The organism is Paracoccus sp. (in: a-proteobacteria), from assembly GCF_032007265.1.
Classification (GTDB): domain Bacteria; phylum Pseudomonadota; class Alphaproteobacteria; order Rhodobacterales; family Rhodobacteraceae; genus Paracoccus.
Window position 1 is genome coordinate 14068 of record NZ_DALZMB010000022.1, and the last position, 23386, is coordinate 37453.

Here is a 23386-nt window from a genome sequence, read left to right on the forward strand (position 1 = left end):
AAGGAAGGGTCGGCATTTCGCGCAAAAGGCGCGTAATCAGCGGACCCGGTCCAGAGGTTTCGCTGGAGGCCGCAAGCACAACGACACCGATGTCGGGATCTGCGCTGATCTGGGCCAAGAGCTCGGTCGCAGGTTCGCCCTCGCGCACCACCAGTTCGGGATCGACGCCGGGTCGATCACGCATCCATTTGGCAAAGACCTCGAAATGGGCCTCGATGCGCTGATAGGCCTCGGCACGCATGACATCGGCCACGCCCATACCGTGCTGAATTTCCGCGGCAGGAATGACTGCAAGCACCTGAACCCCGCCATTTGTCTTGGCGGCACGCATTGCGGCAAAGCGAATGGCGTTCAGGCATTCACGGGTATCGTCCAGCACGACCAGCAGTTTACGCATCCAGCCCTCGGCGTTGGGAAAAGCTAGGCAAAGACTGGCCGAAAGGACACGGTCGTTCAAGGACTCGCGTTCACACTTCCTAAGGATATTTGCATTTATATGCCTGTGTGTTAGGTCGAATTGGTCGGTTAACGACGTGAAAGCCGGGGAAAAGTGTGACGATTCAGCACGACTGGGATCGGGCCGGGAGCCGGAATGTGACAACGCTGACGAATGGCGTGTCTTGGGGCGGGAACCCAAAGCTGGGCGGGATGACATTCCGCAAGCGGGCTTTTGACATCCTGTTGGCATTGACCCTGCTGATCCCGCTTTCAATCGTGATGGCCGTGGTTGCGCTGATTTTGCTGATCACCCAGGGCCGCCCGATTTTCTATGTTGCGCCGCGAATGCGTTCACCCGGACGCTCGTTTGACCAGCTGAAATTCCGCACGATGCTGCGCCATGAGCGTGATTCAGGCGCGACTGGTGCGCATAAGAATTGGCGCATCACCAAGGTCGGCCGCTTTTTGCGTCGCACACGCATTGATGAGCTGCCGCAGCTGTTCAATATCTTGCTGGGCGATATGAGCTTTGTCGGCCCGCGCCCGCCGCTTCGTGAATTCGTTGAACGGTTTCCTGCGCAATATGCTCAGGTCTTGCGCAACCGTCCGGGCGTGACCGGCTTGGCGACGATGATTTATCATGCCCATGAAGATGCAATCATGGCGCGCTGCAAAACCGCCGAGCAGACCGAGAATGCTTATTTCCGGCGCTGCCTGCCGACCAAACTGCGTATCGATCTGATTTATCTGCACCGCGCCAGCCTGCGCATGGATCTGTGGATCATCATGAATACGGTCATGACCGTAATCTTGCCCAATTGGCAGGGCAGGCGGCCCTATCGGGAACGCGACAACAGCCTGACCCCGACGGCTACCAGCGCCAAAACAAAACCGGCCAAGGTGAAGGCCAAGAAAAAGGCCCCGGGTGATGTAGATTCCTTGGGCACCAGCGCGCCGCAAGCCAAGGTGGTCAAGGCTGGCCTGCCCAATCAGATCGACCCGGCGCAACCGATGGTGCAACCGCTGCTTGCCCCTCAGACGGGGGCCGCGCAGCTGGCCAGCACCCAAGCAGCAGCCACGCAGCCCGGCTTGGCCGCGGCACCGATCTCGGCGGGCCTAGAAGACGCCAATCGGGCTGTCAGCCGCGATCTTTGATCTTTGGCGCAGGGGTGATGCGCTGCAGTGCGCGTGCTGATTAGTCGCTATGGACTTTGGCGCCGCCTGTGGGATCGAACGGATCATCCGGATAAACAGCGCCCATCAGATAAAGCCCCTGTGGCGGGGAAACCGGTCCGCAAGCCGCGCGATCCTTGGCCGCAAGTGCCACGGCCACGCGGTCGGGGGGCCATGCGCCCGCGCCCACACGCTCTAGGGTGCCGACGATCGAGCGGACCTGATTGTGCAGAAACGAACGCGCCGCCAGATGAAAGCGGCATTCATGCCCCGAGGGCAGCGCGATTTCCTCGATTTCGATACGGTCGATCGACTTTACCGGGCTGGCTGCTTGACACATGGTCGACCGGAAGGTGGTGAAGTCATGCTTGCCGATCAGATGCGCCGCGCCCGCGCGCATGGCCGCAACGTCAAGGCGGTTCTGGACCTGCCAGACTTTGCCCCTTTCATGGGTCAGCGGCGCACGTCGCGCGATCAGGCGAAACAGGTAGCGCCGGCCAATCGCTGAAAAACGCGCATGAAAATCCTCGGAAACCTCGGCCGCCGCGACAATTGCGATTGGATTGGGCTTGAGGTGCCAGTTCAGCGCTTGCGCCAGACGAAAAGGGTCCCATATGCGCGCCAGATCGGCATGGGCGACTTGCCCCATGGCATGAACACCGGAATCGGTGCGCCCGGCTGCCGCGATTCTTGCGCCAGCTGCAAAGCCGGGATCAAGCTGCCCCAGTGCGTTTTCGATGCAGCCCTGGACGCTGGCGTGCTCGGCCTGCGCCTGCCAGCCCGCAAAGGGCAGGCCGTCATATTCAATTTTCAGCGCATATCGCGGCATGGTCGGGTCGTCGTCTCTGGTTTTGGAAAGGCCCGGAAAAGATCGCATCTGAACCGGGCCGAAAGGGAATTTAGCTGGGCCACAACGCCTGGGCATCCCGCCTGTGTGACCAACTGGCCGGATCAGCGCCTGTCTGGATCACGCGCCTTTCCGGGCATGATCAGATTTGCCGGAATATCTTGGGTGCGAAAGTCCAGCGCTGGTGGCTCGGCGTCGGTGCGCACGCCCTCACGGGCCAAACGATCACGCAGAACCTGCATCTCGATGTCCAGATTGGTGCGGCTGCCCTCGATCAATTGGCGGGTACGGGCGGCAAAGTTTGTTTCAAGATCCGAAATCAGCGCCTCGTAATCTTCACGCGCCTTGGGATCGCGCGTGCGGCTATAAAGATCGACGAACTTGACCGTCGCGTCACGGGCCCCCATCAAATAAACGCCCAGATAGCGGCGCGCATTGGCGATTTCACCGGGGTTTTCCTCGATCTGCTGGAACAGATCGCGCACGGTCGCACTGAACAGATGCACGCGCGCCTCGAGCCTGCGATCGCCTAGGCGCAAAATCGCATCCCGCATCGCGCGCAGGTAATCCTCGCCCTCGGCAAGGATACGCGCCGCGCGATCTTGCTGAAAGCTGTCAATGCCTTCCATGCCCTTGTCGCTCATCGGGTCCGAGCCAAAGCTCAGCCAATGCAGAATGGCTGCGGAGACCCCAATGATGCCCGCGCCAACGGTCGCAGCCTGACCCGGCTCGAATGCGCCAACGGCAAGGCCCAGCCCGGTCAGGATGCCACCGAACAGCTTGCGCGGGATGGCGGGGCGACGCGCAACGCGGCGCGCATCATAGGCGGCCTCGGCCTTCAGCCCCTCGCGGGTCATCCACATGCCCGAAGCGGTGATACCAAAGCCCGCAAGACAGGTCGCCAATCCGAATGGATCTTGAAAAAACGCCGAGATGAGAAAGGGCGTCGCCGCAGCAGTGATCCAATAGGTGCGCGATTCCAGCGGGTGATGGGCATCACGCGGCGACGGACGCGGCAGATCGCGCGGGTCCAGCGGTTCTCGCGGATCGCGTGATTGGGAATCGGGCGAATATTTGCCGCCGTAGCGCTTGGCCATTTTTCGCCCTCTCTCAGGCTGCGCCGACGACGGCCGCATAAAGCGTGAGACCGATCAGCAGATAGAAGGAAAGGCGTTGCTTGGCGCGTGGAGACATGGGTTTCCTTTCGGCCTGTTCAACCGGAATAACACCGGCCGGCCGGCGCTTGTTCCCCCGCAAGGGGAAAGAGCCGGGAAATTTGGAGCGGGTGATGGGAATCGAACCCACGTATTCAGCTTGGAAGGCTGCTGCTCTACCATTGAGCTACACCCGCGTCGCGCTTTCTATAAGGGGGCTTGGCGGCTGGTGCAAGCACCCGTCGCTTGACGATGTGACGCCAGCACGGCAAGCAGGCAGAATGATTGATTTACGCCCCGTCGCCAATACGATCGGAAAGCTGGTGGTCACGCTGGGGGCGGCGATGGCTTTGCCCATGTTTGTTGACCTTTTCCATGCAGATCCGAACTGGAAAAGCTTTTTCGAGGCCGGTGTCCTTTGCGCGGTGATCGGCAGCCTGATCGTTTTTGCCACTCACAGCAATGACAAGTCGCTGACGCTTCAGCAGGTCTTTGTGCTGACCAACGGGCTTTGGATCGTTTTGCCGATATTTGGGGCGCTGCCATTCATGATTGGCGCGCCGCATGTCGGCTTCACCGATGCGTTTTTCGAATCAATGTCGGGGCTTAGCACCACCGGCACCACCGCCTTTGCGCAACTGGATACGCTGCCCAAGGGCACGCATCTGTGGCGTGCTTTGCTGCAATGGCTGGGCGGGTTGGGAATCATCGTGGTCGCGATGATTTTCTTGCCGGTGATGAAGGTCGGCGGCATGCAGTTCTTTCGCTCGGAAGGCTTTGATACGCTTGGTAAAATTCTACCGCGCGCCTTTGACATCGCGATGGAGACCACGCTGGTCTATATTTTCATGACCGGCGCCTGCGCGATTACCTTCATCATCTTGGGCATGAATGGTTTTGACGCCGTCTTTCACGCATTGACGACCTGTTCGACGGGCGGGTTTTCCAATCATGACGCCAGTTTTGGTGCCTATCCGGGCGCGCCCCAGCTGGCGGCGGCGTTTTTCACCATTCTGGCGGCGTTGCCGTTTTTGCGCATGGTGCAGCTGGTCCGCGGCGATGCGATGCCGCTTTATCAGGACGCGCAGGTCCGGGCCTTCCTGCGTTGGATGTTCTATGCCATTTCCGCCATCGTGCTTTACCGCATCGCATGGCTTCAGGCCGAGAACCCCTTGCATGTGATTCGCGAGACGATCTTCAACGTGGTCACATTGACCTCGGGGACGGGGTTCGGTTCCAGCGATGTGACGCAATGGGGCCATTTCCCCTTCGCGATCCTGATCATCATGGGAATGATCGGTGGCTGCACCGGCTCGACCGCCTGTTCGATCAAGGTGTTTCGCTATCTGGTGCTGCTGCAAGCCATCCGCGCACAGATCAGGCGGATGCATTCGCCCCATCGCGTCTTTCCGATCACCTTGCAGGGGCGGCCTTTGGCCCCTGATGTCGTCGGCTCGGTCATGGCGTTTTTCACGACCTTCATGCTGGCCTTTGGCTTGCTGATCGTGGCGCTGGCCCTGACCGGATTGCATCCGCGCACCGCCCTGACCGGAGCCTGGGCGATGATTGCCAATATTGGCCCCGTCTGGGGGCCCGAAGTCAGCGGCAACGGCGCAATCGATCAGTTTCCGAATGCGTCGAAATGGCTGATGATTACGGGGATGTACCTTGGCCGGCTTGAGCTTCTGTCGGTGCTGGTGCTGCTGTATCCGCGCTTTTGGCGTCAGTAGCCGCGGCAGGGGCGAATTGCGCTTCATTTGCCGCAGGGGCATAGCGCGCGATCGAATCAGCAATCTCGATGGCGATGCGGTTTTGGTTTTCCGAATCCGCGCGCGGCCAGATCAGCACGAAACCCTGCGCATGGCCGTCGACGACATGCGCCTCGGTATAGCCGATATGGGTGTCGTTTTGCCCCTTCAGCACCGCCGAATTCCCCGAGATCAGCCGCTCGGGCGCGGGAACCCAGCCAAGCGCGGTCACAAGGCCGGTCAGATCAAGCATCTCTTGGCGGCCGCCGGGCTGCGAGAACAAAATCAGCGCCGCACCGGAATCACCTTTGGGGCCATAGATCGACAGCGCGCGCTCGGCGCGGTCGAATTGCAGCTTATCAAGGGGGGCAGGTAGGGTCAGGCCCGTCGCCTCATCGCGCAATTCGCCAAGGCCAATCTCTTGGCGCCATGCCTCGCGCCGCGCAATCAGCGCGGCCATGGCCCGAGCGGGTTCGGGGTGAATGCGCAGAGCTGCGACTTCTTGAGCAATGGATTTCTGGGTTTTCGGACCGTCTTTGCCATCAATGGCGCCGTCATAATGCCCCTCCCAACGCAGGGCGCGCTGAATATCGGCCAGATCTGGCATCTCGACTGCGGGGGCATCGGCGCTGGCGGGGGCACCCAGATTGGGCGTGGTGCCGGGGGTGACGGGCGTGCCCATTTCTTCGGCGGTTGCAACAAAGGCGTCTTTTGACAGGATTTCGGCGTTGCGGAAGGCGCTTAGCCAAGCGCGGGCCGTCGCTTCTTCGATCGGGCCAAGGCCAATGGCGAATCGGCCGTTCTTGACCTGCCAGATCCCGGCCTCGGGCAGGGTGTCATGCCATTTGGCCAGCGCCTCATCGGCCTTGGCGCGATCAGCCACAGTCTGCACACGCAGATAAAAGCCCGGGGCTTGAACGGCTGCTTGTTCGGCCGGGGCCGCTTCAGGCTGTAGGGCCTGGGCCTGTCCTGCATCTTGCGGGGCGCCTGTTGGCGGTGTGGCTGCCGCCGCAGTTTCTGGCGCCTGTCCCTGCTCTGGGGTCGGGGCGGTTATGCCAGTATCCGTGGCCTCGGGGGTAGCGGATGGGGGGGTAGCTGCAGGATCGGCCGCGTCACCAGCCACGTCACCAGCCGCGACGGCCGTCAGGTTGCGGCCAGCCGATTCGGCAATAAAGCTGTCGTGAGGGATCTTCTTTTCTGCTTTCAGCGTGGCAAGTCGCGGCTCGGCGGTTTCGCGCGGCATCGGGCCGATCGCGATTCCAACCCAGCCGTCGGTCAGGTTGAAGGTGACCACATCGGGGAAGCTGGCGCTCCAGGTTTCGGCAGCGGTCTTGGCTGCGGCCTCGCCGCGTTTGGCCTCGATCCGGATGACCACGTCTTCGGCAAATGCGCCCGTTGCCATAAGCAGTGGCATGGCAGTTCCGATTATCATGGCAAAGCGCCGCATGAATTCGCCCCTCTGATTGACCCTGCGCCGCCCTGTTTATAGAAGGCAGCAGACATTCGTGCCAGTTATGCCAAAGGATGCGCCGATGACCAGCCCCGACCGGCCCAAGAGCTTCCAGGAGATTATCCTGCGACTCCAAAATTACTGGGCCTCGCAGGGCTGTGCAGTCCTGCAGCCCTATGACATGGAGGTCGGAGCAGGTACGTTCCATCCGGCCACCACCCTGCGCTCGCTTGGGCAAAAGCCATGGGCCGCGGCCTATGTGCAGCCCTCTCGCCGCCCGACCGATGGTCGTTACGGCGAAAACCCGAACCGTTTGCAGCATTATTATCAATATCAGGTCATCATCAAACCAAGCCCGCCGAATCTGCAAGATCTGTATCTGGGCAGCCTGAAGGCGATTGGTCTTGATCCGATGATTCACGACGTCCGCTTCGTCGAGGACGACTGGGAAAGCCCAACGCTCGGCGCTTGGGGGCTGGGCTGGGAGGTCTGGTGCGACGGCATGGAAGTCAGCCAGTTCACCTATTTCCAACAGGTCGGGGGGCATGATTGCCGTCCCGTCTCGGGCGAGCTGACCTATGGGTTGGAACGTCTGGCGATGTATGTGCTTGGCGTCGAGCATGTCATGGACATGCCCTTCAACGACCCCGATTCCGCGATTGCGCTTACCTATGGCGATATTTTCCTGCAAACCGAGCGGGAATATTCGCGTTGGAACTTTGATCAGGCCGATACCGATATGCTGTTTCAGCATTTCAAGGACGCCGAGGCGGAATGTGACCGCATCCTGTCCGCCGATGACACCGACAGCGCGGGCCGCAAGATCCCGATGCCGCATCCAGCCTATGATCAGGCGATCAAAGCTAGCCATATCTTCAATCTGCTTGATGCGCGCGGGGTGATTTCGGTCACTGAACGTCAGGCCTATATCGGCCGCGTTCGTGCCCTGTCCAAGCGCTGCGCCGATGCATTCGTCACCACGCCCGCCGCCACTGGGGATGCGTTCTGATGAGCGGCAAAATCCTTGTGATCTTTTTCGCAGCGCTGTTGTTGCTGGTCGGCGGCAGCCTTTATTATCTACAGGTCTATCATTTCTACCGCGAGATCTCGGGCCCCGAGATCCCGGTCAATATGACGCTGGTCGGTGATCAGGGGCAGGCCCTTGAGATTCCAGTGACGGATTTCAAAGGCATCTATTCGGTCAGCACGCCGATCGGTCATCGCGCCTGCTTTAAGACCGATCCGGCTTTGGCGTCGACGGCGCAGCCTTATCCGCAGGCGACACCTTTGGGTGCGCCGGGCTGGTTTGGCTGCTTTGATTATGGCCAGATCACCGATGATCTCGCCTCAGGCGCGGCCAAGGCCTATCTCGCCCAGAAAAATATTGCGCCGAAAATCGACAATATCATTGCTGTCTACCCCGATGGCCGCGCCTATGAATGGCGTCAGGCCAATGAAGACGCCGAAGAGAAAAGGACCATCGACTGATGCCCGACTTGCTGATCGAACTCTTTTCGGAAGAAATCCCCGCACGCCTGCAGGGCCGTGCGCGCGAAGATCTTAAAAAGCTGGTAACCGATGGTCTGGTCGAAGCCGGTCTGACCTATGCGGGCGCGGGTGCCTTTTCGACCCCGCGCCGCCTGACCCTTGCCATCGAAGGGCTTTCTGCGCAAAGCCCGACCACCCGTGAAGAACGCAAAGGCCCGCGAACCGACGCACCCGAGGCCGCGCTTCAGGGCTTTTTGCGCTCCAGCGGATTGAGCAAAGACCAGCTCGAGGCCCGGGACGACAAAAAGGGCCAGGTCTGGTTTGCCACGATCACCAAGCCCGGCCGTCCGGCGGCCGAGATCGTGGCCGAAGTGGTGGAACACACCATCCGCAACTTCCCTTGGCCCAAATCGATGCGCTGGGGCAGCGGCAACCTGCGCTGGGTCCGCCCGCTTCATTCGATCCTGTGCATTCTGACTGATGAGGCCGGCGCGCAGATTGTGCCGCTTGAGGTCGAGGGCATTGCCTCGGGCAATACGACCCAAGGTCATCGTTTCATGGCCCCGGATGCGTTCTCCGTCACCGATTTTGACGATTATGCGGCAAAACTGCGCCGGGCCTTTGTCATTCTGGACAGTGCCGAACGCGAGGCCGCGATCCGGCAAGAGGCCGCAAATCTGGCCTTCGCACGTGGCTGGGAAATCGTGCCCGATGAGGGGCTACTTGGCGAAGTCCCGGGACTTGTCGAATGGCCGGTGCCGCTGATGGGCGCGATCGAGGATCGCTTCCTCGCGCTTCCCCCCGAGGTGCTTCAGACCTCGATGAAGGAACATCAAAAGTTCTTCTCGGCGCGCAACCCCAAGACGGGCCGCATCGAGGGCTTTGTCACAGTTGCCAATATCGATACGCCCGATCAGGGGGAAACCATTCTCAAGGGCAATCAGCGCGTTTTGGCTGCCCGCCTGTCGGATGCCGCATTCTTCTGGGATCTCGATCTGCGTGAAGCCAAGGCAGGCATGCCCGCTTGGGCCGAAGGCCTGAAGACCGTGACATTCCAAAGCAAGCTGGGCAGCCAGGCGGACCGTATCGCAAGGATCGCTACTTTGGCCCAAGAGATTGCCCCGCTGGTGGGTGCAGATCCCGCGCAGGCCAAAGAGGCCGCAAGCATTGCCAAGCTTGATCTGCGCTCGGCCATGGTCGGTGAATTCCCCGAGCTGCAAGGCACGATGGGGCGCTATTACGCGCTAGAGGCGGGAAAATCTGCCGCCATCGCTGATGCAGCACGCGATCACTATTCCCCGCTTGGCCCATCGGATGACGTGCCACATGCGCCGGTCTCGGTCGCGGTGGCCTTGGCGGATAAGCTGGATACGCTGACGGGCTTCTGGGCAATTGACGAAAAACCGACCGGCTCGAAAGATCCCTTCGCATTGCGTCGCGCAGCACTTGGGGTGATCCGTCTGGTGTTGGGCAATGGCGCACGCATCAGTCTCGCGCAGGTGCTGGCCAAGGGCTATCCCGGCGCGGATGTCGACGATCTCATGTCGTTTTTCCATGATCGCTTGAAGGTCTATCTCAAGGATCAAGGTATTCGCCACGACATCATTGATGCGGCGATCGCGATGGAAGGGCGTGACGATCTCGTTCTTTTGGTCAATCGCGCGACGGCTTTGTCGGATGTCATGAAGACCGAAGACGGCACCAACCTGCTGCAAGGCATCAAACGCGCCAGCAATATTCTGGCTCAGGCCGAAGCCAAGGATGGCGTCGAATATAGCTATGGCGCTGATCCGAAATTTGCGGAAACCCCCGAAGAACACGCCATTTTCGCGGCACTTTCTACCGCAGAGCCTGCGATCAAGACGGCCCTCAAATCCGAGGACTTCCCCGCTGCCATGGCGGCAATCGCTGCGTTGCGCGGGCCGATTGATGCCTTCTTCGAAGCCGTTCAGATCAATTCCGACAAACAGGTCTTGCGCCGCAACCGCTTGAACCTCTTGTCGCAGATCCGTCAGGCGGGCGCGTTGATTGCCGACTTCGCCAAGATCGAAGGTTAACTTCTTCATCACTCTAAAACCCTCAGGGGTGAGGCGCGGGCCGAATGGCCCGCGGCGAGGGGGCCGAGGCCCCCTTCTTCGCTCTTGCCGCAGCGCGGCATCCATGACAGGCTTGTGACAAATGAGCGCGCTGAACGATCCGACCTCCATTCTTGAAATCACCCCGTCGGCTCGTATCGACTCGGGCAGGCATGGCTGGCGCGCAAAATGCCTGCAGCGGCTGATCCGCATGAATCTGCCCGTCCCCCATAGTTATGCGATTTCGGCCGATGCGGTGCGTGCGATTGCCGATGGTGCCATGCCCGACAGCGCGCGGCTGGCGCAGATGATTTCTCAAGGCAGCGGGCTGGTCAGCGTGCGGCCCTCGGCGGCCAATCCCGCCTGGGGTGGGCCGGGAACGGTTTTGAATGTCGGGATGAACGATCAGATCCACGCGCGCCTTGCCGCCGATCTTGATCCGGCCTCTGCGGATGCGCTTTATCGTGGCTTTATTCAATCCTACGCCATTCACGTCGCGCGCCTTGATCCTGACATGTTCTCCGATAGCGAAGCCGATCTTAAGTCGGTCCGCGCAGCCTATTTCGATGAAACGGACGAGGATTTCCCCCAGGATGCCACGCGCCAGCTGGCCGAGGTTTTGCGCTCGATGGCCCGTGCCTGGGACGGCCCGACCGCGCGGCTGTTGCGTCAGGCCAAGGGCGCGCCGCCCAATGCGCCCTTGGGACTTGTGGTCCAGGATATGGCTCATGCGCTGGGGCCGGGGGTCACGGGCTCGGGAACCATTCAATTTGTCGATTCCGTCAGCGGCAACCCCCGCATCACCGGGCGCTTTCAGGGCCAGACCCAAGGGAATGCCCGTGGTGCAGGCGCCGAAACCCTGTATCTGACGCGCGACCCACGTGGTCTGTCGCTCGAAGATGCCGCCCCCGAGGTCTTTGCCGATCTGGTCCGTTTCGGGGTCGCCGCGCGCGAACGTCTGCGCGAAGAGATGCAGATCGAATTCGTTCTTTCGGATCGCCGCATTGCCATTATCGATGCCATGCGGGTTCAACGCAATTCGCGCGCCAGCGTCCGCATCGCCGTGGCATTGGCCCGCGACGGGATCATCTCGGAAAGCGATGCCGTCATGCGCATCGAGCCGCGCGCGCTAAGCGATCTTTTGCACCAGCAGGTCGACCCGCTAAGCCCGCGCGATATCTTGACCCGTGCGATCAATGCCAGCCCCGGTGCCGCAACCGGCCAGATCGTCTTTACAGCCGCCGCTGCGCAGGCCGCCGAGGCACGGGGCGAGCCCTGTATCCTGGTGCGCCGCGAAACCGTGCCCGAAGATATTCGCGGCATGCATGCATCCGTCGCGGTCCTGACCGAACGGGGGGGGATGACCAGCCATGCAGCGGTGATCGCCCGTGGTCTGGGCCTGCCTTGCATCGTGGGCGCCAGTGGAATTTCCATCGATGCACGCAACCGCACCTTGCGCGCGGGGACACGTGTCTTTGGCGAGGGCGATGTTTTGACCGTGGACGGCACCTCGGGTGAGGTGCTTGCCGGGGCCGCCGCATTGCTAGAGCCGGCGTTGGACGATTGCTTCAACCAGCTGCTGGAATGGGCCGATCAGATCCGCCGCATCGGTGTTCGGGTCAATGCGGATACGCCCTCTGACGCGCGGACCGGCTTGCGGTTCAAAGCCGAGGGCATCGGGCTGTGCCGCACCGAACATATGTTTTTCGACGAGGCGCGCCTGCCTGCCATGCGCGAAATGATCTTTGCCGATACCGCTCAGGACCGCAAACTTGCGCTTGACCGGATCTTGCCTGTGCAGCGCAACGACTTTTTGGCGCTGTTCGAGATCATGGCCGGGCGGCCTGTAACCATCCGCCTTTTTGACCCGCCTTTGCACGAATTTCTGCCCCATGACCGTGATGGCATGCGCGAGCTGGCAGAATCGCTTGATCTGCCCTTGTCGGATGTCTTGCGCCGGGTCGAGGCGCTGAATGAATTCAACCCCATGCTTGGGATGCGCGGGGTCCGTCTGGGCATCACCATCCCCGAGATCTATGAAATGCAGGCGCGCGCCATCTTTGAGGCAACCGTTGCCGCCGCGCGCAAGGGGATCAGCTTTACCCCTGAAATCATGATCCCGTTGGTCAGCCATGGCCGCGAGGTCGAACTGGTGCGCACCAGCGTTGATGCGGTGGCTGCGGCTGTGCGCAATGAAACCCGCACCGATTTCAGCTATCGGCTGGGTGTGATGGTGGAAACGCCGCGCGCGGCGCTTCGGGCGGGTGACTTTGCGGGCCAGGTGGCATTCATGTCCTATGGCACGAATGATCTGACGCAGATGACCTATGGGCTGTCGCGCGATGACGCAGGGCGTTTCATGGGCAAATATGTCTCGCAGGGGGTCTTTCACGAAGACCCGTTCCATATTCTTGATCAGGATGGCGTGGGCGAGCTGCTGGCGATTGGCGTTGATCGCGCCCGCAAGGCCCATCCCGAGATCACGGTTTCGGTCTGTGGCGAACACGGCGGCAACCCGGAATCGATCGCTTTCTGTCTGCGCATCGGGGTTGATTACGTCTCTTGCTCGCCCTTCCGCGTGCCGGTTGCGCGTCTTGCCGCAGCCCATGAAACCATCCTTGCCGAGGATGCGGAATCGATTCCCAGCCCGAATTCGCTGTCCTGACGCCCTTACGACACAGTCGCAGGGCTTGCGCCTTTTGGCCGGAACACGCCGAAAACGACTAAACCCTTCGGCGAGTTCCCGCCAGTTTAACCTCATTTAGCGGGAATCCGACCCCTCACGCGGCTGTGTGCTGGTCATTCGGAGGCGATTCTCCCCATTTCGGTCCTGTTCCGGGGATAGCCACGAGTGGTCCTGGGATCGGTTAATAACCATTTGCAGGACCAACATGTCTAATTCTATGTCATGGCTGGCGCGCGTTTCAGTGTGTGTTGCCGTTACCGCTCCGACTCTGGCTGCCGTGCCCGCCTTGGCGAACGGCAAGTTTATCGAGCGCTTCTATACCACCGAGAATGGCTCGGTTTACAAAGTCCGTCAGCCGGAAGGTGCTGTGCTGTCTGACAAAGATGTTATGCGCGCTGTCGCTGACCGCTCTGCCGCGGATCAGGCTGCTGCCGCCGATGCGGCCGATGCAACCGCCGCTGCGCCAGCCGATGCGAAAGTCGCCACCAAAGCGGCCCCGGCCGCCGATAAGGCGGATGCCGCCGTTGTCCGGACCGCGAAAGCTGCGGCGCCTGTTGCCGCCGCGCCCGCTGCTGCCCGCACCACTCCGGCCACGGTCAGCACCAAAAGCGCCGAGCCTAGCCGCGATAAGACCACCGAGAAGACCACCGAGTCGACGCCCGTCGATAATCGCGACCTTAGCTGCCTTGCCGAAGCCCTATACTATGAGGCGCGCGGCGAGGGTTCCGCAGGCCAGAAGGCCGTGGCCGAGGTCATCTTGAACCGCGTCGATCATCCGCGCTTTCCGAAATCGGTTTGCGGTGTGGTGAACCAAAGCGGCCAGTTCAGCTATCATGGCCGCGTCAGCAAGCGCTTCTCGGAAAAGGCAGCCTATCAGCGTGCGAAACATATCGCAAAGGCCGCTCTTGCTGGCGCGCCGCGCAATCTGACCGGAGGCGCGACCTATTTCCACACCGGTGGCGTGCGTCCCAGCTGGTCGCGCAAGTTCACGCGCACGACCCGCATCGGCAGCCATATCTTTTATCACTCGGGCGGCGGTCAGCGTCTTGCATCGAACTGATTTCCCGGCAAGGTAGCGGCGAATGCCCGGTCCATCGCGGCCGGGCTTTTCCTTTTGCAGGACAGGGATTTCATGGAACAGCCAGATCGCATTCATCTGCGCGACTATCTTGTTGATGCGGATATCGGTGCCTTCCAGACCGAGCGGGGCCAGCAACAGCGGCTGCGCTTTAATCTGACGGTCGAGCTGAAGGCCCTGGTCGTCGGGGCCGAGGATGAGGTCGACAACATCCTGAGCTATGACATCTTGCTTGGCGCGATTGCTGCCGGGCTGGCGGACCGGCGCTATAACCTGCTCGAGACTCTGGCCGAAAAGATCGCAGCGCAGGTGCTGGATCACCCCCGTGCGGCGCAGGTCGAGGTCTGCGTGGAAAAGCTGGACCGCGTGCCCGGCGCCCTTGGCGTAACGCTGGTGCGTCAGGCGGCCCGCGTGGCCGCCGATCCGATCGCGACCCCAAGTCAGATCCTGTTTTACGGGCGCGATGTCGCGCTGCCAGCGGGGCCATTGGTGGTGGTTCCCGATACGCCCGGCCTGCCATTGCCAGAAGGGGGGAACGAACGTCGTATTGCCCTTTTGGCGCTGGATCAGGCGGCTTGGGCACTGGCTGCGCGACTGGGGTTGCATGTCGCGGATAGCCAGACCGAGCTGGACTGGGCAGCCGGGCAGGGCCATCAGGTTGTCTGGGCCCCTTCGCGCATGGTTGCCGATGAGGTGGGCCTTCTGGCCATCCCCGAAGCCTTGACCTTCTGGCTTGCGACAAAGCTTGCCGCGCAATCGATCGCTTGGGCCTTACCCAAAGCGGCACCTTTGCCGGTCCCACCGGCGGGTTTCCACATCCCCACCAGCCGGATTTCGGATTAGCCCTTGCATTGCCGGGTGTCGCGCATGAGTTAAGAAAGAAAACCTCTGAGCCGCGACACCATGACAATTCAGACATATTATCGTCCGATCCCCTCTGAGACCGGCAAATGGCAATTGGCGGGCGGCTGGAGCCGCTTTTCGCAATTGGAACTGCTGCAACGAGGGCAGGCCCCGCGCATCGTCGATCAGGCGCCTGACGACTGGATGCAGCGGCTGACCCGACCGCGCGCCAATGTTCTGGGGCTGGGGATGGACGCACCCCGGATCATGGCCATCGTGAATACGACCCCTGATAGCTTTTCGGATGGCGGTATGCTGACGGATGGCGGGGATGCGGTCCGGCGCGGGCAAGAGCTGCTGGCTTGTGGCGCAGATATTCTGGATATCGGTGGCGAATCCACCCGACCGGGGGCGGCCGAGGTCGCGATCCCCGACGAAATCGACCGCACTGCGCCAGTGATCGCGGCGCTTGCTGCGCTTGCGCCCCTGTCGATCGACACGCGCAAGTCCGCGGTGGCCTTGGCGGCGGTGCAGGCAGGTGCGCGCATGGTCAATGATGTCTCGGGTTTTGATTTTGATCCTGACATGGCGGCGCTGGTCGCGAAAACCGGCGCAGATGTCTGTATCATGCATGCGCAGGGTTTGCCGGAAACCATGCAGGACGATCCGCGTTATGACGATGTCGTTCTGGATGTCTATGATGCCTTGGCCAAACGGGTCGAGCTTGCGCTGAAGGCAGGTGTCGCGCGCGACCGAATTGTGATCGACCCGGGTATCGGGTTTGGCAAGACCGTGGCGCATAATCTTGCGATCATGCGCCGCATCTCGGTCTATCATGGTTTGGGATTGCCGATCCTGCTGGGGATTTCGCGCAAGCGGTTCATCGGCAGTGTCGGTGGCGCGCAAAACCCCAAGGACCGGCTGCCGGGAACACTGGCGCTGACCTTGGCTGCGGTCGCTCAGGGCGTACAGATTCACCGCGTTCACGACGTGGCAGAGATAAAACAAGGGTTGCGCCTGTGGAGCGCACTCGACGCGAGGAGCGGGTAATGAGCAGGAAGATTTTTGGCACTGATGGCGTTCGAGGCAAGGCCAACAGCTATCCGATGACGGCTGAAATGGCGCTGCGTCTGGGTGCGGCGGCGGGGCGATATTTCCGGCGCGGCGGCAAGGATCACCACAGGGTGGTGATCGGCAAGGACACGCGGCTGTCGGGTTATATGCTGGAAAACGCGCTGACTGCGGGGCTGACCTCGACGGGGATGAATGTCTTGCTGCTGGGTCCGGTGCCGACACCTGCGGTGGGATTTCTGACCCGCTCGATGCGCGCGGATCTTGGGATCATGATCTCGGCCAGCCACAATCCGGCCCATGACAATGGCATCAAGTTCTTTGGGCCGGATGGATTTAAGCTGTCCGATGAGGCCGAGGCCGAAATCGAGGCGATTCTGGACGGAGAGATCCGTCTGGCCCAGCCCGAGAATATCGGTCGCGCAAGGCGCATTGATGACGGTCGTGGCCGCTATGTCGAATATGCCAAGACCACTTTTCCTGCCGGGCTGCGCCTTGACGGTCTGAAAGTCGTCATCGATTGCGCCAATGGTGCCGCCTATCGCGCCGCGCCAGATGTCCTATGGGAGCTGGGCGCCGAGGTGATCGCGATCGGCGTTGATCCCGATGGCACCAACATCAATGCAGGTGTCGGCTCGACCCACCCCGAGGCCTGTGCCCGCGCGGTGCAGGAACATGGCGCAGATCTGGGCATTACGCTGGATGGTGATGCGGACCGGGTGATGTTGATCGATCAGACCGGCAAAGTCGCCGATGGTGATCAGATCATGGCGCTGATGGCTGCACGCTGGGCCGAGCAGGGCCGCCTGCGGGGCGGTGCTTTGGTGGCGACGGTGATGTCGAACCTTGGTCTTGAGCGTTTTCTGGAAGGTCGCGGCCTAAGCCTGGAGCGTACCTCGGTCGGTGACCGCTACGTCGTCGAGCGGATGCGTCAAAAGGGCTTTAACCTTGGGGGTGAGCAATCGGGTCATATCGTGATGACCGATTACGCCACCACGGGCGATGGGCTGATCGCTGGGCTGCAATTCCTAGCGGCTATGCGGGAAACCGAAATGCTGGCCTCGGAATTGGTGCATCAGTTCCAGCCCGTACCCCAGTTGCTTAAGAACGTGCGCTATGCCCAAGGGGCGGATCCGTTGTCACATCAATCCGTCCAACAAGAAATCGCTGATGCAGAAAAGCGTCTGGCGGGTTCGGGACGGGTGCTGATCCGCAAATCGGGCACCGAGCCCTTGATCCGCGTCATGGCCGAGGCCGAAGATGAGATTATTCTGCGCGAGGTCGTGAACGGCATTGTCGCGGCTGTCGAAAGGGCCGCCTGAGCAGCCTGACGCCGATTGATGCCTTGGGGCTGTAAGGTCTTTGGGCTGAGGTCTTGGGGGCGGGGGGCCTGCACTTTCGGCCCAAGATGCAATCTGAAAACAAAGGGCGGCAAAATTGCCGCCCTTTTTCATGGTCTGGTGCCCAAAAAGGTTCAGGCCAGCGCTTTGGCGCGGGTCTGGGTGATCATCAATGCGGCCTCGGCGGCCTCGCGCCCTTTGCGGATGAAATGGGTGCGGAAAATTTCGCTGTGATGATCGGTTTCTTGAAAGTGGTGGGGCGTCAGGGACACCGATAGAACCGGCACCCCGGTCTCTAGGCCCGCTTGCATCAGCCCGGTCACAACGGCCTGCGCCACGAAGTCATGGCGGTAGATGCCACCGTCAACCACCAGCGCCGCAGCGGCGATGGCACCATATTTGCCCGTCCGTGCCAGATCACGCGCCAGCAGCGGCATTTCAAATGCGCCCGGTACGTCAAAGACATCGACCTGATCGGAGGGAATAAGTTCAAGAAAGCCGTTTAGCGCCTGATCGACGATATCGGCATGCCAGTTCGCCTTGATAAAGGCATAACGGGTGTGTGTCATGGTGATCTCCTTATAGTCGCGACACGTCACCCAAGGCGATCACATCCGAGCCCGCCGCGGCCTGCGACGGGATCGTCTGCTCTCTTTCGTCCGGACTATGACCGTCGGCCCAGGAATTGCACCTGATCTGCTGACCCTTTCTGGCGAAAGGCGCTCGCGGGCTTGCGGGCTGGCCCGCTTACCGCCGGTGGGGAATTTCGCCCCGCCCCGAGAACGCGGAATTGGTTGCAGAAATTCGCGACGGAAGCAAGGGAGGCTTTGGCCATGCCGCGCGCCGATCAGCCCAGCTGAGAACCGATCCGTGCGGCTCTGGGATAAGGTGCCCTGCCGCTGGTGCTAGCGCCGGTTTTGACGGGATCCGGCAATGCCCACGAACAGATAGGCCGCCCCAAGCAGGGCAAAGGCCAGACCCAGCCCCGCGTGCTGGGCAATAAAGCCAATCACCGCAGGGCCAATCAAAATCCCCGCATAGCCCATGGTCGTGACCGAGGCGACGGCCAGGCCCGCGGGCATGCGGGTTTGACGCCCTGCGGCGCTAAAGATCACCGGAACGATATTCGACGCCCCAAAACCCACCAGCAAGAAGCCCGCCAGCGCCAGCCAAAGCACGGGTGCCATGACCGCAATCAAAAAGCCAAGCGCCGACAGCAGCCCGCCCGCCAGCACGACGCGGCTGCCACCAAAACGGCGCACGATGACATCTCCGCTTAGGCGGCCAATGGTCATGGCGATGGCGAACATCGTATAGCCCAGCCCGGCCACGGCCTGATCAGCGCCCTGACTGGCGATCAGGAAAAGCGCACCCCAATCCAGCACCGCGCCTTCGCCCAGAAAGACCAGGAAGCAGAGCAGGCCCAAAAACACCACAATCCCGCGCGGCAGCACAAAGACCGGCGCATCTGCCCCCCCTTGCAGCCCCTGCTTTTGCAATCCACGCCACGCCAGTGCCAAAAGGGTCAGGGTTGTCGCACAGATGATCAGACATGCCGCAAGCGGCCCCATGCCTGCGCCGATCAACAGGCTGACGCCGCCTGCGCCAAAGATGCCTCCAAGGCTGAACAGGCCGTGAAACCCGGACATCATGGCGCGCCCGCTGGCCTTTTCCACGATGACCGCCTGAATGTTGATGGCAACATCCAAAATGCCGATGCTGGCCCCGAACAGGGCAAGTGTCAGGGCAAGTTGCCAAAAGCTGTCGGCCAAAACCAGAAATGGCAGCACCAAGGCCACGGCGAAGGTCGAGGCGGTGATCACATTGCGGCATCCCAGCCGGTTCACCAGCGCGCCGGTAAAGGGCATGGCAATCAGCGAGCCCAGCCCCAGACATAGCAGCAAGACGCCAAAACTCGCGTCATCCACCCCAAGGCGCGCTTTGGCAAAGGGGACCAGCGGGGCCCAGGTGGCCATTGCTAGTCCGGCAATCAGAAAGGTTGCACGGGTTGCAAATTGTTCGACACGGGCAGAAGTCGGAGAAGAGAGGGACATTGAACCTGCTTGGGCCAGAGGGCGATGGTCTGTCGAGATGGGATAGGTTGCCTTTAGTCCTATGGACGGCCGCCTAAGGCAATCGTGATTTCGCGATCAGCGGCAGGATCAGGGGCAGCATCAAAGGCAGCATCAGGGGCAGGCGGGCTCGCTTGCTGTATCTTGCTTGGGCCGCCTTGGGGGCGGTGGGGCGCGCGCCGCGTTTTGCGCGCCATGCCCGGTGGTGCCAGATCAGACTTGCCATGCCTGATTTCCCGCCGCGGACGCTGCGCGGCGTGCAAGATGATGCGGCGCTTCCGTTTGTGCCCCCCGCGTCAGCCCTTGGTGTTCAGCGCGGTGGGATCATAATCGTAAAGCCATGCAAAGCGCTCGATCATCGTGGTGGGGGCAAACCGCGAGATGGCCCGCAACCCCGCATGGGCAACTGCGCGCGCCGGTCCGCGCAGGTGATAGTTGCGCGCATTGGCATTGGCCGCCTCGACGATGCGTATACAGCGCGGACGGCGCAGCTCCTGATAGCGGCGCAGCGCCGCCTCTTGCTCGGGCGTGGCGTCCAGGCAGGCGGCCAGCACCCAGCCATCCTCGATCGCCATGACCGCGCCTTGTGCGATAAAGGGCAGCGTCGGATGCGCGGCATCGCCCACCAGCGCAAGGCCCGGCCCATGCCAATGGGTCGCGACAGGATGGCGGAAAAGGCCCCAGACGCTGGGACTGTCAACTGCGGCCAGCCATTCTGTGACCGGGCCGCGAAAGCGGGCAAAAAGCTGGCGCAGCTCTTGGGGATCGCCCGGGTGGCTCCAGCCTTCGTCCTGCCAGTCGCGACCTTCGACGACGGCAACGATATTGCGCAGATTGCCACCCAGAGGATAGCTGACCAGATGCCGGCCCGGACCCATGAAAATCTGGGCCTGAGGGGCTTCATCGCGGCCACAAGGGATCAGCGCACGCCACGCCGTTTGCCCGGTGAAGAAAGGTGTCTCGGGGCCGTTCAGCAAGGCGCGGGTCGCGCTTTTCAGCCCATCTGCGCCAATGGTCAGATCAAAGCCCGAGGGCGGGGTGGACATGTCCTGACCCAGATGGATCTGCACCCCGGCCGCGCGGGCACCATTGGCAAGGACATCCAACAGCCGCGCGCGATGAATGACGCGAAAATCATCCTTGGGCCGGTAGCGTGCCAGATCCAGTCGCGCAATCTGACGGGCAGCGGAATCGCGCAAGACCACCGCATCCGAGCGCTGCGCCACCGCATCAAAGGCCGACCACAGCCCAAGGGCGCGCAGCACACGACCGGCATTGGGCGAGATCTGCAAGCCCGCGCCGACTTCGCGCAGCTCGCTCGCGCGTTCAAAGACCGAGACAGCGGCGCCGCGTTGTGCCAGCGCCAGTGCCGTTGTCAAACCAGCAATACCCGCGCCAATCACGGCAATGCGGCGGTGTTTCAATGCTTGGGTCAGGGCGAAATCTCGATCTTGGGAAGGATGGGAAGGGGTGGGAGGTGCCGGGGAAAAAGACATCGGCAATTGCTGCAATCACACCGGCCAGATGCAAAAGGCCAGTGCAGGTGTCAGGCACAGACCGGGCCGCGCAGGGTGCGGTAGTCTATGCCGTGGGGGCCCATTCCGATAGGTCCTGCACCAAATGCCCCATGCCGAATGATCCAAAACCACATGCTCCTTGCTGGATGTTTTGTGCCAAACGGCCGGTGCCAGCGGAGTTGGTCGTGATGCCCAGATCTTGCTGCGCAAGGTGATCTGACGCGGCGTCGGGCTTGGAACGGGCAAGGCCGGTATGGGCAAGGCTGGAACCCACAAGGCTGAGATGGGCAAAGCTGGCCGGGGCGGGCCAATCGGCAAAGACCCTGACACATGGCCACGCAGTTCGTTGCAGCCCAAGGGTCACAAATATCCTGGGTGGGGCGGGTCGCCTGTGACATCCCGTCCCCCTGATAAAAAACATCCGGCCATTGGCCGGTCAGTCGTCGCGGTGAACCCGCTCGCGGCGTTCATGGCGCTCTTGCGCTTCAAGGGTCATCGTGGCGATGGGGCGCGCATCCAGACGGCGAAGGCTGATCGGATCTCCGGTCATTTCGCAATAGCCATATTCGCCGGTTTCAATGCGGCGGATGGCGGCGTCGATCTTGCTGACCAGCTTGCGCTGGCGATCACGGGTGCGCAGCTCCAGCGAACGATCGGTCTCTTCGCTTGCGCGATCGGCCAGGTCGGGTACGTTGCGCGCGCTATCTTGAAGTCCTTCGAGCGTTTCCGCTGACTGGGACAGAAGCTCTTGCTTCCACGCGATCAGCTTGCGGCGAAAATATTCAAGATGGCGTTCATTCATGAAAGGTTCGTCCTCGGCGGGACGGTAGTCGTCGGGCAGGAAGGTCTGGGCTTTCATCGGTCCTCCGGGTGAGCGGGCAGGCTGGATACCCGATCATGCCGCCCCATTACTCGAAGGAATGGCTCTTGTCACTACTTGTCCCATTGCTCGGCCGATATCTTGCCTAGCAAGGGACAGGACACTAGGGTCCGCCAACAGCCGCGAAAGGGATGGCCATGCAGTTTTCCTCGACCGACAGCTATGTCGCACCGCCCGATCTGGCGATGGCCGTCAATGCCGCAATCACCCTAGAGCGCCCCTTGCTGGTCAAGGGCGAGCCGGGGACGGGCAAGACCGAATTGGCGCGTCAGGTGGCGGCAAGCCTTGGTCTGCCGATGGTTGAATGGAACGTGAAATCAACCACTCGCGCCCATCAGGGCCTTTATGAATATGACGCGGTCAGCCGTTTGCGCGACAGCCAATTGGGCGAAGCGCGCGTGCATGATATTGGCAATTACATCCGCAAGGGAAAGCTCTGGCAGGCGTTCGAGGCCGATGAAAAAGTGGTTTTGCTGATCGACGAGATCGACAAGGCGGATATCGAATTCCCCAATGATCTGCTGCAGGAACTGGATCAGATGACGTTTCACGTCTACGAGACCGGTCAGACCATTCGGGCAAAACATCGCCCGGTCGTCATCATCACCTCGAATAATGAAAAAGAGCTGCCTGACGCTTTTCTGCGCCGCTGCTTTTTTCACTACATTCGCTTTCCCGATGCCGAAACGCTGAAAAAGATCGTCGAGGTTCATTATCCGGGTCTGAAAGCCAGCATTCTTGACGAGGCGATGAACCAGTTTCTGGAATTGCGCGCGGTGCAGGGGCTTAAGAAAAAGCCCTCGACCAGCGAGTTTCTGGACTGGCTCAAACTGATTCTTGCCGAGGATCTGACCCCGGAGGATCTTAAACGTCCCGCCCACGAGGTTCTGCCCCGGATGCATGGCGCATTGTTGAAGAATGAGCAGGATGTCGCGCTGTTCGAGCGGCTGGCCTTTATGGCGCGTGGGCAACGGCGATGACTGTAACCATCCGGCCCTTGGCCCAAGCCGATCGTGACGCTTGGCAGACGCTGTTCGCGGCCTATCAGGCTTTCTACGGCTATGCGGATCGTCCCGCCCCGTTTTACGACAAGGCCTTTGCGCGCCTGATGTCGGGTGACAGCCGTGATTTTCACGGTCTGGTCGCCGAGGAAAATGGCCAGCTGCTGGGGCTGACGCATTACGTCTTTCACCCCAATCTGTGGCGCGATGATGGCGTGTGCTATTTGATGGATCTGTTTACCGCCTCGACGGTGCGCGGCAAAGGTGTCGGACGTGCGCTGATCCAGGCGGTTTACGCGGCCGCCGATCAGGCAGGCAGCCCGGCGGTCTATTGGCTGACCGCCGAGGATAATTATGCAGGTCGCATGCTTTATGATCGCGTCGGGGTCAAATCGCCCTTCATTCGCTATAACCGCCCGCTGTAAGGCGGCCTGGACAAGGCCAACCCAGTAAGGGGTGCTATCCGCAAGCCGCAAGCCGCAAGCCGCAAGCCGCAAGCCGCAAGCCGCAAGCCGCAAGCCGCAA

The 23386-nt window shown here is 61.3% G+C and carries 21 protein-coding genes, 1 tRNA gene and 1 riboswitch; of the genes, 12 read left to right on the forward strand and 10 right to left on the reverse strand.

Annotation, left to right across the window (positions count from 1 at the left end; all coding sequences use genetic code 11):
• Window positions 1-397, reverse strand: a 397-nt coding sequence (locus RTS12_RS06890) for a universal stress protein (protein WP_312526849.1), incomplete at its 3' end; no start/stop codon positions are given.
• A 197-nt stretch (window positions 398-594) separates the two neighbouring features.
• On the opposite strand from RTS12_RS06890, the gene RTS12_RS06895 reads away from it, so the two are divergent.
• Entirely contained in the window at window positions 595-1593 is a 999-nt protein-coding gene (locus RTS12_RS06895; protein ID WP_312526791.1) for a sugar transferase, read from the forward strand.
• A 40-nt stretch (window positions 1594-1633) separates the two neighbouring features.
• Here RTS12_RS06895 and truA read toward each other — a convergent pair whose 3' ends face one another.
• The 4 genes from truA to RTS12_RS06915 all read right to left on the reverse strand — a co-directional run bounded on the left by truA (window position 1634) and on the right by RTS12_RS06915 (window position 3809).
• Window positions 1634-2440: a tRNA pseudouridine(38-40) synthase TruA gene (gene truA / locus RTS12_RS06900; RefSeq protein ID WP_312526793.1), complete on the reverse strand. Its 807-nt coding sequence runs from the start codon at window positions 2438-2440 to the stop codon at window positions 1634-1636.
• A gap of 122 nt (window positions 2441-2562) precedes the next feature.
• Complete coding sequence (locus RTS12_RS06905; protein WP_312526795.1) at window positions 2563-3555, reverse strand: 5-bromo-4-chloroindolyl phosphate hydrolysis family protein; 993 nt, start codon at window positions 3553-3555, stop codon at window positions 2563-2565.
• 13 nt (window positions 3556-3568) lie between these two features.
• Window positions 3569-3763: a hypothetical protein gene (locus tag RTS12_RS06910; RefSeq protein WP_312526797.1), complete on the reverse strand. Its 195-nt coding sequence runs from the start codon at window positions 3761-3763 to the stop codon at window positions 3569-3571.
• Window positions 3736-3809 (reverse strand) — tRNA-Gly (locus RTS12_RS06915). Before RTS12_RS06915 ends, RTS12_RS06910 begins: the two co-directional genes overlap by 28 nt.
• Window positions 3810-3893: 84 nt before the next feature.
• Between RTS12_RS06915 and RTS12_RS06920 the strand changes: the two genes are divergently transcribed.
• Window positions 3894-5342 carry a TrkH family potassium uptake protein gene (locus RTS12_RS06920; RefSeq protein ID WP_312526799.1) on the forward strand — a complete coding sequence of 483 codons (1449 nt, stop codon included), beginning with the start codon at window positions 3894-3896 and terminating at the stop codon, window positions 5340-5342.
• Here RTS12_RS06920 and RTS12_RS06925 read toward each other — a convergent pair.
• Window positions 5266-6774: a peptidoglycan-binding domain-containing protein gene (locus RTS12_RS06925; RefSeq protein WP_312526802.1), complete on the reverse strand. Its 1509-nt coding sequence runs from the start codon at window positions 6772-6774 to the stop codon at window positions 5266-5268. The genes RTS12_RS06920 and RTS12_RS06925 overlap by 77 nt on opposite strands.
• Window positions 6775-6892: 118 nt before the next feature.
• Between RTS12_RS06925 and RTS12_RS06930 the strand changes: the two genes are divergently transcribed.
• The 8 genes from RTS12_RS06930 to glmM all read left to right on the forward strand — a co-directional run bounded on the left by RTS12_RS06930 (window position 6893) and on the right by glmM (window position 17373).
• Complete coding sequence (locus tag RTS12_RS06930) at window positions 6893-7819, forward strand: glycine--tRNA ligase subunit alpha (RefSeq protein ID WP_312526804.1); 927 nt, start codon at window positions 6893-6895, stop codon at window positions 7817-7819.
• Window positions 7819-8298 (forward strand): DUF6446 family protein, encoded by a 480-nt coding sequence (locus RTS12_RS06935; protein ID WP_312526806.1) that lies wholly within the window; start codon window positions 7819-7821, stop codon window positions 8296-8298. The genes RTS12_RS06930 and RTS12_RS06935 overlap by 1 nt, the downstream gene beginning before the upstream one ends.
• Window positions 8298-10355, forward strand: coding sequence for a glycine--tRNA ligase subunit beta (glyS, locus tag RTS12_RS06940; protein WP_312526808.1), 2058 nt, complete (start codon window positions 8298-8300; stop codon window positions 10353-10355). The genes RTS12_RS06935 and glyS overlap by 1 nt, the downstream gene beginning before the upstream one ends.
• Before the next feature lie 121 nt (window positions 10356-10476).
• Entirely contained in the window at window positions 10477-13038 is a 2562-nt protein-coding gene (locus RTS12_RS06945; protein WP_312526810.1) for a putative PEP-binding protein, read from the forward strand.
• 226 nt (window positions 13039-13264) lie between these two features.
• Window positions 13265-14119, forward strand: a complete 855-nt coding sequence (locus RTS12_RS06950) for a cell wall hydrolase (protein ID WP_312526812.1) — start codon at window positions 13265-13267, stop codon at window positions 14117-14119.
• 72 nt (window positions 14120-14191) lie between these two features.
• Window positions 14192-14980 carry a dihydroneopterin aldolase gene (locus RTS12_RS06955; protein ID WP_312526814.1) on the forward strand — a complete coding sequence of 263 codons (789 nt, stop codon included), beginning with the start codon at window positions 14192-14194 and terminating at the stop codon, window positions 14978-14980.
• 60 nt (window positions 14981-15040) lie between these two features.
• Entirely contained in the window at window positions 15041-16030 is a 990-nt protein-coding gene (folP, locus tag RTS12_RS06960; RefSeq protein WP_312526816.1) for a dihydropteroate synthase, read from the forward strand.
• Window positions 16030-17373 (forward strand): phosphoglucosamine mutase, encoded by a 1344-nt coding sequence (gene glmM / locus RTS12_RS06965; protein ID WP_312526818.1) that lies wholly within the window; start codon window positions 16030-16032, stop codon window positions 17371-17373. Before folP ends, glmM begins: the two co-directional genes overlap by 1 nt.
• Window positions 17374-17525: 152 nt before the next feature.
• Here the strand turns inward: glmM and RTS12_RS06970 are convergent, their stop codons facing one another.
• From RTS12_RS06970 to dksA, 4 genes are all read right to left on the reverse strand, one after another.
• Window positions 17526-17960, reverse strand: a complete 435-nt coding sequence (locus RTS12_RS06970) for a 6,7-dimethyl-8-ribityllumazine synthase (protein WP_312526821.1) — start codon at window positions 17958-17960, stop codon at window positions 17526-17528.
• Window positions 17961-18034: 74 nt separating this feature from the next.
• Window positions 18035-18179, reverse strand: a riboswitch (FMN riboswitch).
• Between the two features lie 117 nt (window positions 18180-18296).
• Window positions 18297-19445, reverse strand: a complete 1149-nt coding sequence (locus RTS12_RS06975) for an MFS transporter (protein ID WP_312526823.1) — start codon at window positions 19443-19445, stop codon at window positions 18297-18299.
• A gap of 314 nt (window positions 19446-19759) precedes the next feature.
• Entirely contained in the window at window positions 19760-20959 is a 1200-nt protein-coding gene (locus RTS12_RS06980; protein ID WP_312526825.1) for an FAD-dependent oxidoreductase, read from the reverse strand.
• A gap of 457 nt (window positions 20960-21416) precedes the next feature.
• Window positions 21417-21839, reverse strand: coding sequence for an RNA polymerase-binding protein DksA (gene dksA / locus RTS12_RS06985; protein WP_312526827.1), 423 nt, complete (start codon window positions 21837-21839; stop codon window positions 21417-21419).
• Window positions 21840-21997: 158 nt separating this feature from the next.
• Here dksA and RTS12_RS06990 point away from each other — a divergent pair, with 158 nt between their 5' ends.
• Window positions 21998-22840, forward strand: a complete 843-nt coding sequence (locus tag RTS12_RS06990) for a MoxR family ATPase (protein ID WP_312526829.1) — start codon at window positions 21998-22000, stop codon at window positions 22838-22840.
• On the forward strand, window positions 22837-23286 hold the full coding sequence (locus tag RTS12_RS06995; RefSeq protein ID WP_312526831.1) for a GNAT family N-acetyltransferase: 450 nt from the start codon (window positions 22837-22839) through the stop codon (window positions 23284-23286). The genes RTS12_RS06990 and RTS12_RS06995 overlap by 4 nt, the downstream gene beginning before the upstream one ends.
• The last annotated feature ends 100 nt before the right edge of the window (window positions 23287-23386 follow it).